Here is a 14,912-nt window from a genome sequence, read left to right as displayed (position 1 = left end):
CCTTTCTGCCGGCGTTGCCCATGATGAATCACGCCCCTAACGCCGTAGCCCGCCTGCGCGACCAGCGCATCGATGAAGGAATCAGGCCGATCCAGGCCCGTGGCTGGCGTGCGCCCCGTTGCGGCGCCTGCCGAGTGATCCAGAGCCATTGCCTGTGCGCCTGGCGTCCGAGTGTCGAGACCCGCTCCGGGGTTTGCCTGATCATGACCAACAAGGAAGTGTTCAAACCGAGCAACACCGGTTGGCTGATTGCCGACGTCGTGCGCGACAATCACGCGTTCATCTGGTCGCGCACCGACGTCGACGAGCAACTGCTGGCGCTGCTGAACGATCCGCAATGGCAACCGTACCTGGTGTTTCCGGGCGAATACGTCGAGCCATCACGGGTTACCCATACGGTTGATCTTGATCATTCCAAGCGCCCGCTGTTCATTCTGCTGGATGCGACCTGGACCGAGGCGCGGAAGATTTTTCGTAAAAGCCCGTATTTCGACCGACTGCCGATCCTGAGCCTGCTGCCTGACAGACTGTCGCGTTACCGCCTGCGCCGTTCGACCCGCAGCGAGCACCTGTGCACCGCCGAAGTGGCGGCATTGTGTCTGGAGCTGGCGGGGGACAGCGCTGCCGCTTCGGCCCTGGACGCCTATTTCGATGTGTTCAGCCAGCATTACCTGGGCGCCAAGGGCCAGCAGGAGGTGAACGTCTCGACCCCGGCCCACGCCGAGTTGCAACCCTTTATCCGTACGCCGCAAGCAGTATTGGACCAATAGTGGCGCATACTTGACACTGTGATGGCCGAGCTGCTTGACCACCCCGGCTTCGCTGGGCATGCTTGGCGCCGACCGGGGCGCCGCCAATGTTTGAAACGCCGTGTTTGGCGCTGAATGTGCCCCTGTGGATGCCGCTGCATGGCGGTGTCTTGAGTTGTCTTGGCGAGGCGCGAATGCATCGGGCCTGCCATTAAAAACAGGATCATCTGAAAAATGGCCACATACGAAATCCTGATTGCCGATGACCATCCGCTCTTTCGCAGCGCATTGCATCAGGCTGTGACCCTGGGCCTCGGTCCGGCTGTCCGGTTGACGGAGGTGGCCAGTATCGCGGAACTGGAGGTCCAGTTGACGGCGAAGGCCGATTGGGACCTGGTGCTGCTAGACCTGAACATGCCCGGTGCCTATGGTTTTTCAGGGCTGGTGCTGTTGCGGGGCCAATACCCGCAGATCCCCGTGGTCATGGTCTCGGCCCAGGAAGAAGCCTCGGTGATGGTCAAGGCCCGGGAGTTCGGCGCCAGCGGATTCATACCCAAGTCCAGTTCCCTTGAGATGATTCAGAAGGCCGTGAAGGCGGTCCTGGACGGCGATGTCTGTTGGCCGCCCCAGGCGTTCGAGGCGGTGAGCGTGTCCGAGGAAGCCAAGGCCGCCAGCGAGGGGCTGGCCAGTCTCACGCCGCAGCAGTTCCGGGTGTTGACCATGGTCTGCGAAGGCTTGCTGAACAAACAGATTGCCTACGAACTGAACGTTTCGGAGGCCACCATCAAGGCTCACGTCACGGCGATCTTTCGTAAACTGAACGTGCGCACCCGGACCCAGGCGGCCTTGCTGCTGCAACAACTTGAGTCAATTTCACCGCAGGCTTAGTGTTCCGGTTCACGCTTTTTTGACCGGGTTTGAATTAGCTTCTCCACTCCTTTTCGATCAGTTGCCCACTCTATGTCACCTTTTAAAGGCCAGACCGGCCTGAAACGCATCCTCAACGCCTCCGGCTATTCCTTGGACGGGCTGCGTGCAGCTTTTGTCGGTGAAGCGGCTTTCCGTCAGTTGGTGTTGCTCAATGTCGTGTTGATTCCGTTGTCATTCTTCCTGAACGTCAGTCGTGTCGAGCAGGCGCTGCTGATTGCCGTGTGCCTGTTGGCATTGATCGTGGAATTGCTCAACTCGGCGGTGGAGGCGGCCATCGACCGCATCTCCCTGGAGCTGCACCCGTTGTCGAAAAACGCCAAGGACATGGGCAGCGCGGCCCAGTTCGTCGCCCTGACGATGATCGCGTTGGTGTGGGGCCTGATCCTGCTGTAACGGCTCAGGCAATGGTCGGCAGCACGATTTCGTCGCTGCGCTGGGCCCCGGCGGTGAAGGCCCGGCACAGCTCGAGGAATTCGCGCATGGCCGAGGTCTGGTACTTCTGTTTATGCCAGATGAAATAAAACTGCCGCGCCAGGTCCATGTCCGGGGTTTCCACTGCGACAAGGCTGCCTCGGCGGAAGGCGTCGCGCAGGGCCAGGCGTGAGATGCAGCCAATGCCCAGGCCGGATTCCACGGCGCGCTTGATGGCTTCGGTGTGTTCCAGCTCCAGGCGGATATTCAGCGCGCTACGGTGATGACGCATGGCCTGGTCGAAGGTCAGGCGTGTGCCGGAACCCTGTTCCCGTAGAATCCACGCCTCATGGGTCAGTTCCTCCATCGTCGCCTGGCCGCGCTTGGCCAGCGGGTGTTGAGGGGCGCAGAACACCACCAGTTCGTCCTCGACCCAGCTCTGCACCTCAATGTCCGGATGGCTGCAGTCACCTTCGATTAGACCCAGATCAATTTCATAGTGAGCAACCTGGTGCACGATATTGGCAGTGTTCTGCACGTGCAGCTTCACTTGGCTTTCTGGATGGCGCTGCATGAAACCGCCGATCAACAAGGTCGCCAGGTAATTGCCGATGGTCAGTGTCGCGCCGACCGCCAGTGAGCCGAAACCGGACTTGCCGTTGAGCAGGTCTTCGATTTCCTTGGCCTGGTCCAGCAGCGCCACTGCCTGGGGCAGCAGTTGTTTGCCCAGGGCATTGAGGCTCAGGCGCTTGCCGGCACGGTCGAACAATTGGCAGCTCGATTGCCGCTCCAGTTCGGTGATGGAGGTGCTGGCCGCCGACTGCGACAGATTGAGTTGGCCCGCAGCGCGAGACACGCTTTCCTGCTGGGCCACGGCGACGAAGACTTGAAGTTGACGGAGAGTAAATCGCATATCGATATAACCGATAACCCTTATCTTAATAATCCATTTAACAGATATTGTCGCCGCCATTAGAATGCGATGCAATTGCGCAGATTATCGGCGCAGGCATTATTCCCAGGAGTCCCCGTACATGAGCAACATGAACCACGAGCGTGTCCTCAGTGTTCATCACTGGAACGACACTCTGTTCAGCTTCAAGTGCACCCGCGATCCGGGTCTGCGCTTCGAGAACGGTCAGTTCGTGATGATCGGCCTGCAACAGCCCAATGGCCGCCCGCTTATGCGCGCTTACTCGATTGCCAGCCCGAACTGGGAAGAGCATCTCGAATTCTTCAGCATCAAGGTGCCTGATGGTCCGCTGACCTCCCAGTTGCAGCACCTGAAGGAAGGTGACGAGATCATCATCAGCAAGAAACCCACCGGCACCCTTGTGCTGGACGATCTCAAGCCTGGCAAGCATTTGTACCTGCTCAGCACCGGTACTGGCCTGGCGCCGTTCATGAGCGTCATCCAGGATCCGGAAACCTATGAGCGTTTCGAAAAAGTGATCCTGTGCCACGGCGTGCGTTACGTCAATGAAGTCGCTTACCGCGAGTTCATCACCGAACACCTGCCGCAGAACGAGTTCTTCGGCGAAGCGCTGCGTGACAAGCTGATCTACTACCCGACCGTGACGCGCGAGCCGTTCGAGAACGAAGGCCGCCTGACCGACCTGATGCGCAGCGGCAAGCTGTTCCGCGACATCGGCCTGCCACCGATCAACCCGCAGGACGACCGCGCCATGTTGTGCGGCAGCCCGAGCATGCTCGACGAGACCAGCGAAGTGCTTAACAGCTTCGGCCTGACCGTTTCGCCGCGTATGCGCGAGCCGGGTGATTACCTGATCGAGCGGGCGTTTGTAGAGAAGTAAGCTGCAGTCTGTGGAGTGGCTGATGACCGTGACCCGGTCCAACAGTTGTCCACAAAAAAAAGCCCGCGCCGCCTGAATAAGGCCGCGCGGGCTTTTTCGTTCCTGGCGATCACTGCTTAGCTGGAATCACTTCCAACACCCGGATCAACCCCGGCTGCGGGTAATGCCAGCGAACGTCCACATCCCAGAACTGCGCACCATATTCCCGTTCCGCTGTAGGAACCTGGTATGCCGGGCGTGGGTCTTGGGCCAGACATTGTTCGATCAGCGCCACCAAGGGCTCTGCCAGGCGCGTGGCGTGATCCTGGGCTTGTAGCAGGGCTGTGTCCGCCCATTGCACGGGGATGAGCTCAGGTGCTGCACTGGCGATGTTGTTGGACGCCGCGCCTATGATGTCGGCGTAAGGCACGTAGGGCTTGATGTCCAGCACCGGCGTGCCGTCCAGCAGGTCGATGCCCGAGATCCACAGACGCCCGGCTTCGACCCGCTCCAGCTTCACCACCGATTGGCCGATGCCATTGGGACGGTGGGTGGCGCGGGTGGCGAACACGCCCATGGACTTATTGCCACCCAGGCGCGGCGGCCGCACTTTCAATCGCGGCTTGTCTTCCAGGGCCTGGTGGAACAGGAACAGCAGCCAGACATGGCTGACCTGCTCCAACCCCTGCACCGCCTCGCCTTGATCGAACGGCGCCACCAGCTCCAGCACTCCGCGCGCGGCGGGGGCCAGTTGCGGTTGGCGGGGAATGGCGAACTTCTCCTTGAAACAGGAGCGGACGAAGCCGATGGGGGAGACGCTGTAGGTCATGGGTTGAAATCGAGGCGAGATGGAGAGGGCATGATAACGCGAGAGCTGAAATCGACACGGTCCTCTGTGGCGAGGGAGCTTGCTCCCGCTGGGCTGCGAAGCGGCCCCCCTGGTGTTGTCTGACACACCGCGAGGGGACGCTGCGCGTCCAGCGGGAGCAAGCTCCCTCGCCACAAAAGCCCCCAGGATTCAGCAATCCTTCAGCGTCAGCCGCGCACGCGCAGCGTCAGGCCCTTGAGGAAATTGCGCAGCAACTGGTCGCCACACGGGCGATAGTTGGTGTGGCCGAACTTGCGGAACAGCGCGCTCAGTTCCGGCTTGGACACCGGGAACTCGGCGGCCTTGAGGATGGCGTGCATGTCGTCCTCCTTCAGCTCGAACGCCACTCGCAGTTTCTTGAGAATGATGTTGTTGGTCACCGGCACTTCGATCGGCTGCGGCGGGCGGCTTTCGTCCTTGCCGCGCTTGAAGATCACCAGGCCATCGAGAAAATGCGCCATGACCTCGTCAGGGCAGAACACGAAGCCTTCTTCCTCGTCTTTCTTGAGGTAGCCCGCCAGGTCGGCCAGGGAGACTTCCAGGCCGCCCAGCTTGATGATCTCGATGACTTTCTTGTCGCTGATGTCGAGCATGTAGCGCACGCTGCGCAGTACGTCGTTGTGAATCATGTGTGCAGTCCTGATCGATCGGCAGTGGGCGCCCCGGTTCGGTGCGGCGCCGGAAAATTAGAATTTCTCTTTGGCAGACAGGTAGCGCCACTGGCCCAGCGGCACCTTGCCGATGGACACGCCGCCGATGCGAATGCGGCGAATGGCGACGACCTTGAGCCCGACCGCCTGGCAAAACAGGGCGATCACGCCGGGCTGCGGGTTTTTCATGGCAAAGCGCAGGCGGTTCTCGTTCTGCCAGCTGGCCTTGACCGCCGGCAGTTCCTTGCCCTTGTAGGTCAAGCCATGGTTCAGGCGATTGAGGCCATGGGCGACCATCTCGCCTTCGACTTCCACCACGTATTCCTGCTCGATCTTGGCGGCGTCGGCGGTGAGCTTGCGCAATATCTTCCAGTCCTGGGTGAAGACCAGCAGCCCGCTGGCGTTGGCCTGCAGATCGGCGCTGGCGCTCAGGCGCAGGAAATGGCCCTTGAGTGGGCGTTTGCCGAAGCGATGTTCTTCGCTCAGGGTCTGCGGTCCAAGGGAGGCCATTGCGGTGTCTACATCCATGCCCGCCGGGACGTTCAGCAGGAGCGTCACCGGCTCCGGCGCGGTGGCCTTGGCCTCGGGGTCGAGTTCGACCTTCTGGGTGGTGACCTTGAACTGCGGTTCATCGATCACTTCGCCATCCACGGTGACCCAGCCGCCCTCGATGAACAACTCAGCCTCCCGACGGGAACAGCCGACGAGTTCGATGAGGCGTTTGGAGAGACGAATCGGGTCAGTCATGACGGGGGCCGTAACAAAAAGAGGGTGGGCATTGTACCTGCCTGGCGCCGGTTAATCGCGGGTCCATTTGCCTCATGCCGTTTTTAGCCGCGTCCAGCCTTCAGGTCGGGCTGCTTGTAGCGCATGTGCAGCAGCGGGTAGGGTTGGTTCATGCCATCTTTCGCCGAGCGCCCGACCACTTCGAAGCCTTGCTTGAGGTAAAAGCCCAGGGCTTGCGGGTTCTGCTCGTTGACGTCCAGTTGATCGGCGTTCAGCTGTTCCATGGCGTAGTGCAGCAGTTGCTTGCCCAGGCCCTGGCCACGGTGCTGCGGGTCGATGAAGAGCATCTCGATCTTGCCGGCCGCGACGCCGGCGAAACCGGTGATCCGCTGGCGCGAGTCCCGGGTGCAAATGAGCATCACCGCATCCAGGTAACGGGTGAGCACCAGGTTTTTCAGCAGCTCGATGTAGCTGTCCGGCAGGAAGTCGTGGGTGGCTCGTACCGATGCCTCCCACACCTGGGTCAGTTCCTGGTAGTCGCTCGGTTTCGGTGTGTGGATGACCGAATGCTGACGCATGCCCGCCTGTTCCTTGTGCTGGATGTTCGGTGTTTCTCCATACGATAGCCGTAAAAAAGCCCCGCATCTTGTCGCAAGGCAGGGCTTTTCAGTTTTTTCGAGGTGGCCGAGCAATGGCTGGAGGCACAGAACCTGTGGCGAGGGAGCTTGCTCCCGCTGGGCAGCGCAGCGGCCCCCGGTTTTTTGCGATTGCTGCGCAATCGAGCGGGAGCAAGCTCCCTCGCCACAAAAGCCGGCTCGGCTTGAGCCCAAGAAGCCTGGATCAACCGATCTGCTCAGCCCACAAATCGTACTCGTCGGCATCAGTCACCTTGCACCAGACTTTGTCGCCCGGCTTGAGGTTGCTGCCATTGTCGATGAAGACGTTGCCGTCGATTTCCGGGGCGTCGAAGAAGCAGCGGCCCACGGCGCCTTGCTCGTCCACTTCATCCACCAGCACTTCGATTTCACGGCCGATGCGCATTTGCAGGCGCGCCGAGCTGATGGCCTGCTGGTGCGCCATGAAGCGTTCCCACCGGTCCTGCTTGACGTCGTCCGGCACCACGTCCAGGTCCAGGTCGTTGGCCGGTGCGCCTTCGACAGGGGAATACTGGAAGCAGCCGACGCGGTCGAGCTGGGCTTCGGTCAGCCAATCCAGCAGGTACTGGAAGTCTTCTTCGGTTTCACCGGGGAAGCCGACGATGAAGGTCGAGCGGATGATCAGGTCCGGGCAGATTTCGCGCCAGTTCTTGATGCGGGCCAGGGTCTTGTCTTCGAACGCCGGGCGCTTCATGGCCTTGAGGACTTTCGGGCTGGCGTGCTGGAACGGGATGTCCAGGTACGGCAGGATCTTGCCGGCGGCCATCAGCGGGATCAGTTCGTCGACGTGCGGGTATGGATAGACGTAATGCAGGCGAACCCAGACGTCGAGGGTGCTGAGGGCTTCGCACAGTTCGGTCATGCGGGTTTTCACCGGCGCGCCGTTCCAGAAGCCGGTGCGGTATTTCACGTCGACGCCGTAGGCACTGGTGTCCTGGGAGATCACCAGCAGTTCCTTGACGCCGGCCTTGACCAGGCGCTGGGCCTCGTCAAGCACATCGCCCACCGGGCGGCTCACCAGCTTGCCGCGCATCGACGGGATGATGCAGAAGCTGCAGCTGTGGTTGCAGCCTTCGGAAATCTTCAGGTAGGCGTAGTGGCGCGGGGTCAGCTTGATGCCTTGCGGCGGCACCAGGTCGATCAGCGGGTTATGGTCCTGGCGTGGCGGCACGACGTCGTGCACGGCGTTGACCACCTGCTCGTACTGCTGCGGACCGGTCACGGACAACACGCTCGGGTGCACGTTGCGGATGTTGCCTTCTTCCACGCCCATGCAGCCGGTGACGATAACCTTGCCGTTTTCCTTGATGGCTTCGCCGATCACTTCCAGGGACTCGGCCTTGGCCGAGTCGATGAAGCCGCAGGTGTTGACCACCACCACGTCAGCGTCCTGATAGGTGGACACAACGTCATAGCCTTCCATGCGCAACTGGGTCAGGATGCGCTCGGAGTCGACCAGAGCCTTCGGGCAACCCAGGGATACGAAGCCAACCTTCGGATTGGCGGGCGCGGTAGTGGTGGACATGTCTAACCTCGGTGTAGGGGGATCGTCTCTTGCCGAGACAGGGCGCCTGGCGCGCCTCTGATCAAAAAGTGCGCAATTCTATCTGTGGCCGGGCTGCTTGACCAGCTTTATACCGGGAAATGCGACGAGTGCTGCGCTATGCTTCGCGCCTTTGCGTTCTGACGATTGCTACAGTCAACAAAACGTCTGTAACAATACGTAAAACAACGCATGCTGCCTCAACAAAGCATAGTGCTTCGTTCAAGAAGCCAGGTCTGGAATCAGGAGTGTTGGATGGGTCATGCAAGTAGTCAGGCGGCAAGTGCCGAGCATTCGGCAGCGAAACCGCTGAGCATGCTGGTCGCGGCGGTCGGAGTGGTTTATGGCGACATCGGCACGAGCCCGTTGTACACCCTCAAGGAAGTGTTTTCCGGTGCCTACGGCGTACCTGTCAATCATGATGGTGTACTGGGGATTCTCTCGCTGATTTTCTGGTCGCTGATCTGGGTCGTGTCGATCAAGTACATGATGTTCGTGCTGCGTGCCGACAACCAGGGCGAGGGCGGGATCATGGCGCTTACCGCCCTGGCGCGGCGGGCAGCGGCGGGACGGGCGAGGTTGCGCAAATTGCTGGTGGTCTGCGGCCTGATCGGCGCGGCGCTGTTCTACGGCGACAGCATGATCACGCCAGCGATCTCCGTGCTCTCGGCCATTGAAGGCCTTGGCCTGGCGTTCGAAGGCATCGATCACTGGGTGGTGCCCTTGTCGCTGGTGGTGCTGGTGGGGCTGTTCCTGATCCAGCGCCACGGCACTGCACGGATCGGCACCCTGTTTGGCCCGATCATGGTGACCTGGTTCCTGGTGCTCGGCGCCCTGGGCGTGTACGGCATCGCTCAACATCCGGAAGTGTTGCAGGCGGTGAACCCGGTCTGGGCCGTACGTTTTTTTATCGTCCACCCGGGCATGGGCGTGGCGATCCTCGGTGCCGTGGTGCTGGCGCTGACCGGCGCCGAGGCGCTGTACGCCGACATGGGGCACTTCGGCCGCAAACCGATTGCCCGCGCCTGGTTCATCCTGGTGTTGCCGGCGCTGGTGCTTAATTACTTCGGCCAGGGCGCGTTGTTGCTGGGCGACCCGGAAGCGGCGCGCAACCCGTTTTATCTGCTGGCGCCGAGCTGGGCGCTGCTCCCGTTGGTGGGCCTGTCGACCCTGGCCACGGTGATTGCCTCGCAAGCGGTGATTTCCGGTGCGTTCTCCCTGACGCGCCAGGCGATCCAGCTCGGTTACATCCCGCGCATGTACATCCAGCACACCTCCAGCGCCGAGCAGGGCCAGATCTATATCGGTGCGGTGAACTGGTCGCTGATGGTCGGCGTGGTACTGCTGGTGCTGGGGTTCGAATCTTCCGGCGCGTTGGCTTCGGCCTATGGCGTGGCGGTGACCGGTACCATGCTGATGACCACGATCCTGGTGTCCGCCGTGATACTGCTGTTGTGGAAGTGGCCGCCGCTGCTGGCTGTTCCGTTGCTCCTCGGTTTCCTTTTGGTGGACGGCCTGTACTTCGCCGCCAACGTGCCGAAAATCATCCAGGGCGGTGCGTTCCCGGTCATCGCCGGTATTGCCTTGTTCGTGCTGATGACCACGTGGAAGCGCGGCAAACAATTGCTGGTGGAGCGCCTGGATGAAGGGGCGCTGCCGCTGCCGATCTTCATCAGCAGCATCCGCGTGCAGCCGCCGCACCGTGTCCAGGGCACCGCCGTGTTCCTGACCGCGCGTTCGGACGCTGTGCCTCACGCCCTGTTGCACAATCTATTGCACAACCAGGTGCTGCATGAGCAAGTGGTGCTGCTGACGGTGGTGTACGAAGACATTCCCCGGGTACCGCCGCAACGGCGCTTTGAGGTCGATGCCTACGGCGAAGGGTTCTTCCGGGTGATCCTGCACTTTGGCTTTACCGACGAGCCGGACGTTCCGCAGGCGCTCAAGCTCTGTCATCTCGATGATCTGGACTTCAGCCCGATGCGCACCACCTATTTCCTCAGTCGCGAGACCGTTATCGCCTCCAAGCTTGAGGGCATGGCCCGCTGGCGCGAGATACTGTTCGCTTTCATGCTGAAAAATGCCAACGGCAACCTTCGTTTCTTCAATCTGCCGTTGAACCGGGTGATTGAACTGGGGACGCAGGTGGAGATGTAGCATCAGGAAAACAAAAGCCCTCGTTGCCTTGCGGCGGCGGGGGCTTTTTTGTAGGCGACACAAAAGCTGATGCCAAGGTAATGCTGTTCACTTAAGGCAATCGACAAGCCCGTGGCGAGGGAGCTTGCTCCCGCTGGGCCGCGAAGCGGCCCCAAAACCTGCCAAATGCGGGGAGTCAGGCACACCGCACCCGCCGGTTTGCGACTGCTTCGCAGTCGAGCGGGAGCAAGCTCCCTCGCCACGGGTCCATCATTTTTCTTGAATGAACGGTAATAGCTCCCATAGAGGTGGGGCAGTCGAGCACAAAAAAGCCCCGGCAACCTTGAGGCTGCCGGGGCTTTTTGTCAGGCGTGTGTCGACTTACTGTTCGGCGACCTTGTTCTGCCGCTCGTTGATCTCATCGATCAAGCGCTTGGCCAGGGCCGGGTAGTTTTCGTCGAAGTGATGGCCGCCGGGCAGCTTGATGGCTTCACCCACGGCAGTCTTGTCGGTGCAGCCGCTTTCGTCGGCTTCTTCACCGCCGTAGATGCACACCACTTTCTCGGCTGGCAGCTTGGCCATTTCCGGGCCGGTGGCGGCTTCGGTGCCGGCGTTGCCGAGCCAGCCTTCGACTTCGATCTCGAAGCTGCCGGTGCGGGCGAAAGCCAGCAGGATGATCGCATCGACCCGCTGTTGTTCGGTGGCTGGCAGGCGATTGTAGATGGCTGGCAACACGTCGGCACCGAAGGAGTAGCCGGTCAGGATGAAGCGCTTGGTGCCCCAGACCTGACGGTAGTGCTGCATCAGTTCGGTCAGATCCGCCGCGCTTTGCTCCGGGCTCTTGTGCTGCCAGTAGTAGCGCAGGGTGTCGATGCCGACCACTGGGTAGCCAATCTTGGCCATTTCATCGGCCACGTCGCGGTCCAGATCACGCCAGCCGCCGTCTCCGGAGAGAAACAGGGTCACGGTATCCCGCGTCTGGCTGGCTGGGACTTCCACCACCGGGATGCTCAGGCCGCCCTTGGCCTTGTCGGTGTCGACCAGGATCTTGCGCAGTTCGTTGTTCAGGACTTGCGGCAGATTGATGTCGTAGTCGCTGATGCTGGTCTCGGCATTCGACTGATCGCGTACGAAGCCGGCGCTGGTGTCGTCGGGGTTATCGTTCCAGGCCACCAGCCAGTGGCCGTGGGCTGCGCTTTTGGGCAGCAAGTGTGTGCAGCCGGGTTTTTCCAGGGCCAGGTCCACCGACACGGCCTTGGCCTTGTCATCCTTCTGCTCGGCCAGCCAGCGCCAGGCCAGCACAGCGCCAGGGCCGATGCCGCTGACCAGCGTGGCTGACCCTTGGAGCTGCCGCAGACCCATCTGCAGGGCGCGACCTTGCAACAGGCAGTCCTTGGGCAGGATCACCTGAACGATCTGCGCCGAGCCGCTGCGGCTGAGGGTCGTCAACTGCGTGTCGCTGAGCTTCTGGTCTTCATTGACCGCCACCAGCACCTGGGCGCGCGGCTTGGTGCCGGGGATGACCCGAGTCATCGCGACGCCATCGGTGGGCGCCAGTTGTTCCAGGGTCGGTTGCGGGGCCGGGCGGTTCCAGTACCAGTAACCACCACCGAGAATCACCGCCAGCACCAGCAGGGCGGCCACTACGTATCGCCAGGAGCGTTGCATCATCAGCGTTTCACCAATCCAGTCAGGCCGCCTGCAATCAGGGCGGCGGTATCAGCCAGCGCCACCAGCGGATCGAGTCCGGCGGGCACGGCCATGTAGCGAGGTTCCCAGTCAGGCTGGAATTTGTCTTTGAAGCGGCGCAGCCCCTGGAAGTTATAGAGCTGCTCGCCACGGCGGAACACCATCGAACCCAGGCGTTGGGTCAATGGTGCGCCGCGACGCGGTTGCAGGCCTGACAGCGGGACCATGCCGAGGCTGAAGCGGGCGTAGTCATGATTTTTATAATGCTGGATGAGACCGACCATCATGAACTCCATGGTCAGTTTCGGGGCCTCGGGGTGGGCGCGCATCAGGTCGAGGCTGGCCAGTTCGTGGCTGTGGGTTTCCAGCAGGTTGGCGAACGCCACCGGCCGGCCCTCGAAACGAATCACGGCGATGCGGAAATGCTTGAGGTAGTCATCACTGAAACGGCCCAGGGAGAAACCTTTCTCACGCACGTTCTTGCCGGTCAGCCAGGCATCGGAAATGACCTTGAGCTCATCCATCGGCGCCAGGCCCGGTTCGTGGATCTCCAGCGACAGGCCGTCACGGGTGCCGCGGTTCCAGGTGTAGCGCAAATCCTTCATCTCTTTGCCCTTGGCTTCGAGATCGAAACGCTTGAGGTCGACCCGTGCTTCCTCGCCCAGCTTGATGGCTGTCAGGCCGATGTCCATGTAGTACGGCAGGTTCTCGGCACGTACCTGATAGAACACGGGGCGGGCGTGGTGGATGTCACACAGGTCGCGGAACTGCCAGATCATTTCAGCCCGTTGCTGGGTAGGACCGATCGGATCGTACAACGCCACCAGGCTGCGACCACGGCGGGCATACATCAGGAACGCTTCGTCGTTGGGGTGAAACAGCAACGCCTTGTCGCCGGTCAGGGCCAGTCCACCGTCGGGTTGCGAAGACGTCATGAGAATCGTCTTGGCCCGCTCCAGTTCTTCTGTCGTCGGCAAATGGATCACCGGTCGTGCGGTGCGCAGCAACCAGGTCAGGGACACCACCACCAGCAACACCGCGGCCCCCAGCAGGGAGCGCAGGCCGCGAGGGGCGTCGGCATCAAGCGTGAACTGCCACCAGAGTTGATGGCTGTAGGGCACATCCTGGTAAGCAAACAGCAGCAGCCAGATCGACGCGCCCAGCACGCAGATACTGGCGATCAGGAACAGTGGGGAAAAGGGCAGTTCAGTCAGGCGGCTGGGACGATAAAAGGAACGCCGGAACACCGCCAGCAGGGCGGCCGTCAGGGTCAGTAACGTGGCTTCTTCCCAGTCGAAGCCCTTGAGCAGCGAGAGCAGGGCGCCCACCAGGAGCAAGACCGTGGTCAGCATCCAGGCGGCTGACAGGCGACGGCGCAAGCCTTGGGCGAGCAACAGGCACAACACGCCCACCAGGCTGGCGCCGAAGTGCGAAGCGTCGACCAGTCGATGAGGGATCAGGAAGCCGATGTGCTCCAGGCGGGTGTCGATTTCCGGTGTCACCCCGGAAAACAGCAGCACCACGCCCGAAAGAAACACCAGCACCGCCAGGATCGGCGCAGCGAAACCCGATGCCGCCCGCAGGCTCTGGCGCGTCTGGAACAGCCGTTGCGCTTCGTTGATCAGCAACAGTACGCAGGCCACCAGCATCGGCAACAGCACATAGATCAAGCGATACAGCAACAGCGCGGCGGCCAGTGGCGCGGCCCCGAGTTTGTCGGCGAACGCGGCCAGCAGGATCGCTTCGAACACGCCGACACCGCCCGGTACATGGCTGAGCACCCCGGCAGCCAACGCCAGCAGGTACACCAGCAGGAAGGCGCCAAACGGCGGCGCTTCGGGCAGCAACAGATACAACACGGTGGCGGCGGCGGCGACATCCAGCGCGGTGATCACCAGTTGCAGGAAGGTCAGGCGTCGGCCCGGCAGGCGCAGTGTGCGGCGCCCGGCTTTTACCAGCAGGCTGTCACGATGAGGCTGTTCCGGCAGGCGTCTGCGGTAAATGCCGATGGCCAACACGCTGGTGAGCAGCAGCACCGCCACGGAAATGGCCCCCAGCAAAGTCGCAGGCAGGTGCAGCGCGGCGGACGCGGCGGGCAGGTTGCTGAGCGTCGCCAGGGCCGCCAACGGCGGCAACGCGCAGCCCAGGGACAGGCTGGCGAACAGCGTCATGTGGGCGACATCCGAGGCCCCCAGGCCATGACGCGCGTACAGACGGTAGCGAACAGAGCCGCCCGACAGCAGTGACAGGCCAATGGCATTGCCGATGGCGAACGCGGTGAACCCACCCAGGACCATGGTTTGTGGCGGCAGTGTCACCCCGGCATAACGGCTGGCGGACCATTCGTAGCCCAAAAGAATGATGAAGCCGGCTACCGTGGCGGCGATCGCGCCCAGCAGGGCCGGTCGTGGCACTTCCAGAATTGAATCGTGCAGGGCGTAAAGATCGAGCTCGCTCAGCAAGTGGCGACAGGCAATCAAGGCAATCGCAAACAGTAGCAACGTGACCGCGAGACCAATAGGCTGACGGTATTGACTGATCCGATCCAGCCAGCGCAATCGTTCGGCTTTGATCGGTTGTGTTGCAGTAACAGGGTCTTGCGGGTCAGACGAGTGGGCGCGCATCAATCACCTCTTGAGCTATGCGCGACAGGATGGGGGTATCCAGCCAAGTTACCAATCCCCGCGAAGGAAAATAATTACAAAATATTTGTAATGTAGAGCTTTTTCTGCCAGGCACAAAAAAGGCCACTCTTTCGAGC

The 14,912-nt window shown here is 61.5% G+C and carries 13 protein-coding genes; 5 read left to right on the top strand and 8 right to left on the bottom strand.

The genetic code is table 11. The features are described 5' to 3' along the window. Positions 1-23 precede the first annotated feature (23 nt). The 3 genes from V7773_RS23260 (at position 24) to V7773_RS23250 (ending at position 2,072) form a co-directional block, all read left to right on the top strand. Entirely contained in the window at positions 24-770 is a 747-nt protein-coding gene (locus V7773_RS23260) for a tRNA-uridine aminocarboxypropyltransferase (RefSeq protein WP_336075460.1), read from the top strand. Between the two features lie 213 nt (positions 771-983). After that, positions 984-1,637, top strand: coding sequence for a response regulator transcription factor ErdR (gene erdR / locus V7773_RS23255; protein WP_003198362.1), 654 nt, complete (start codon positions 984-986; stop codon positions 1,635-1,637). A gap of 72 nt (positions 1,638-1,709) precedes the next feature. Next, positions 1,710-2,072 (top strand): diacylglycerol kinase, encoded by a 363-nt coding sequence (locus tag V7773_RS23250; RefSeq protein WP_053118952.1) that lies wholly within the window; start codon positions 1,710-1,712, stop codon positions 2,070-2,072. A 4-nt stretch (positions 2,073-2,076) separates the two neighbouring features. Here V7773_RS23250 and V7773_RS23245 read toward each other — a convergent pair whose 3' ends face one another. After that, on the bottom strand, positions 2,077-3,003 hold the full coding sequence (locus tag V7773_RS23245; protein ID WP_063322709.1) for a LysR family transcriptional regulator: 927 nt from the start codon (positions 3,001-3,003) through the stop codon (positions 2,077-2,079). Positions 3,004-3,124: 121 nt separating this feature from the next. Between V7773_RS23245 and fpr the strand changes: the two genes are divergently transcribed. After that, a complete protein-coding gene (gene fpr, locus V7773_RS23240; RefSeq protein ID WP_003184787.1) occupies positions 3,125-3,904 on the top strand; it encodes a ferredoxin-NADP reductase in 780 nt (259 codons plus the stop codon). Positions 3,905-4,013: 109 nt separating this feature from the next. Here the strand turns inward: fpr and tsaA are convergent, their stop codons facing one another. The 5 genes from tsaA to rimO form a co-directional block, all read right to left on the bottom strand. Beyond that, positions 4,014-4,712 carry a tRNA (N6-threonylcarbamoyladenosine(37)-N6)-methyltransferase TrmO gene (gene tsaA, locus V7773_RS23235; protein WP_092144137.1) on the bottom strand — a complete coding sequence of 233 codons (699 nt, stop codon included), beginning with the start codon at positions 4,710-4,712 and terminating at the stop codon, positions 4,014-4,016. Between the two features lie 206 nt (positions 4,713-4,918). After that, a complete protein-coding gene (locus V7773_RS23230) occupies positions 4,919-5,380 on the bottom strand; it encodes a DUF1456 family protein (protein ID WP_063322707.1) in 462 nt (153 codons plus the stop codon). A gap of 57 nt (positions 5,381-5,437) precedes the next feature. Then, a complete protein-coding gene (locus tag V7773_RS23225; protein ID WP_063322706.1) occupies positions 5,438-6,148 on the bottom strand; it encodes an rRNA pseudouridine synthase in 711 nt (236 codons plus the stop codon). Between the two features lie 83 nt (positions 6,149-6,231). Then, positions 6,232-6,705: a GNAT family N-acetyltransferase gene (locus V7773_RS23220; RefSeq protein ID WP_063322705.1), complete on the bottom strand. Its 474-nt coding sequence runs from the start codon at positions 6,703-6,705 to the stop codon at positions 6,232-6,234. Between the two features lie 262 nt (positions 6,706-6,967). Next, positions 6,968-8,308, bottom strand: a complete 1,341-nt coding sequence (rimO, locus tag V7773_RS23215; protein ID WP_336075388.1) for a 30S ribosomal protein S12 methylthiotransferase RimO — start codon at positions 8,306-8,308, stop codon at positions 6,968-6,970. 333 nt (positions 8,309-8,641) lie between these two features. On the opposite strand from rimO, the gene V7773_RS23210 reads away from it, so the two are divergent. Beyond that, complete coding sequence (locus V7773_RS23210; protein WP_442963499.1) at positions 8,642-10,483, top strand: potassium transporter Kup; 1,842 nt, start codon at positions 8,642-8,644, stop codon at positions 10,481-10,483. A gap of 360 nt (positions 10,484-10,843) precedes the next feature. On the opposite strand, the gene V7773_RS23205 is transcribed toward V7773_RS23210, so the two are convergent. Further along, a complete protein-coding gene (locus V7773_RS23205; protein WP_336075383.1) occupies positions 10,844-12,133 on the bottom strand; it encodes a virulence factor family protein in 1,290 nt (429 codons plus the stop codon). Beyond that, complete coding sequence (gene mprF / locus V7773_RS23200; RefSeq protein WP_092223208.1) at positions 12,133-14,775, bottom strand: bifunctional lysylphosphatidylglycerol flippase/synthetase MprF; 2,643 nt, start codon at positions 14,773-14,775, stop codon at positions 12,133-12,135. The genes V7773_RS23205 and mprF overlap by 1 nt, the downstream gene beginning before the upstream one ends. Positions 14,776-14,912: the final 137 nt, after the last annotated feature.

Source organism: Pseudomonas sp. 3JA, from assembly GCF_036961705.1.
GTDB lineage: Bacteria > Pseudomonadota > Gammaproteobacteria > Pseudomonadales > Pseudomonadaceae > Aquipseudomonas > Aquipseudomonas fluorescens_Q.
This window is presented reverse-complemented; position numbering and strand designations above follow the sequence as displayed.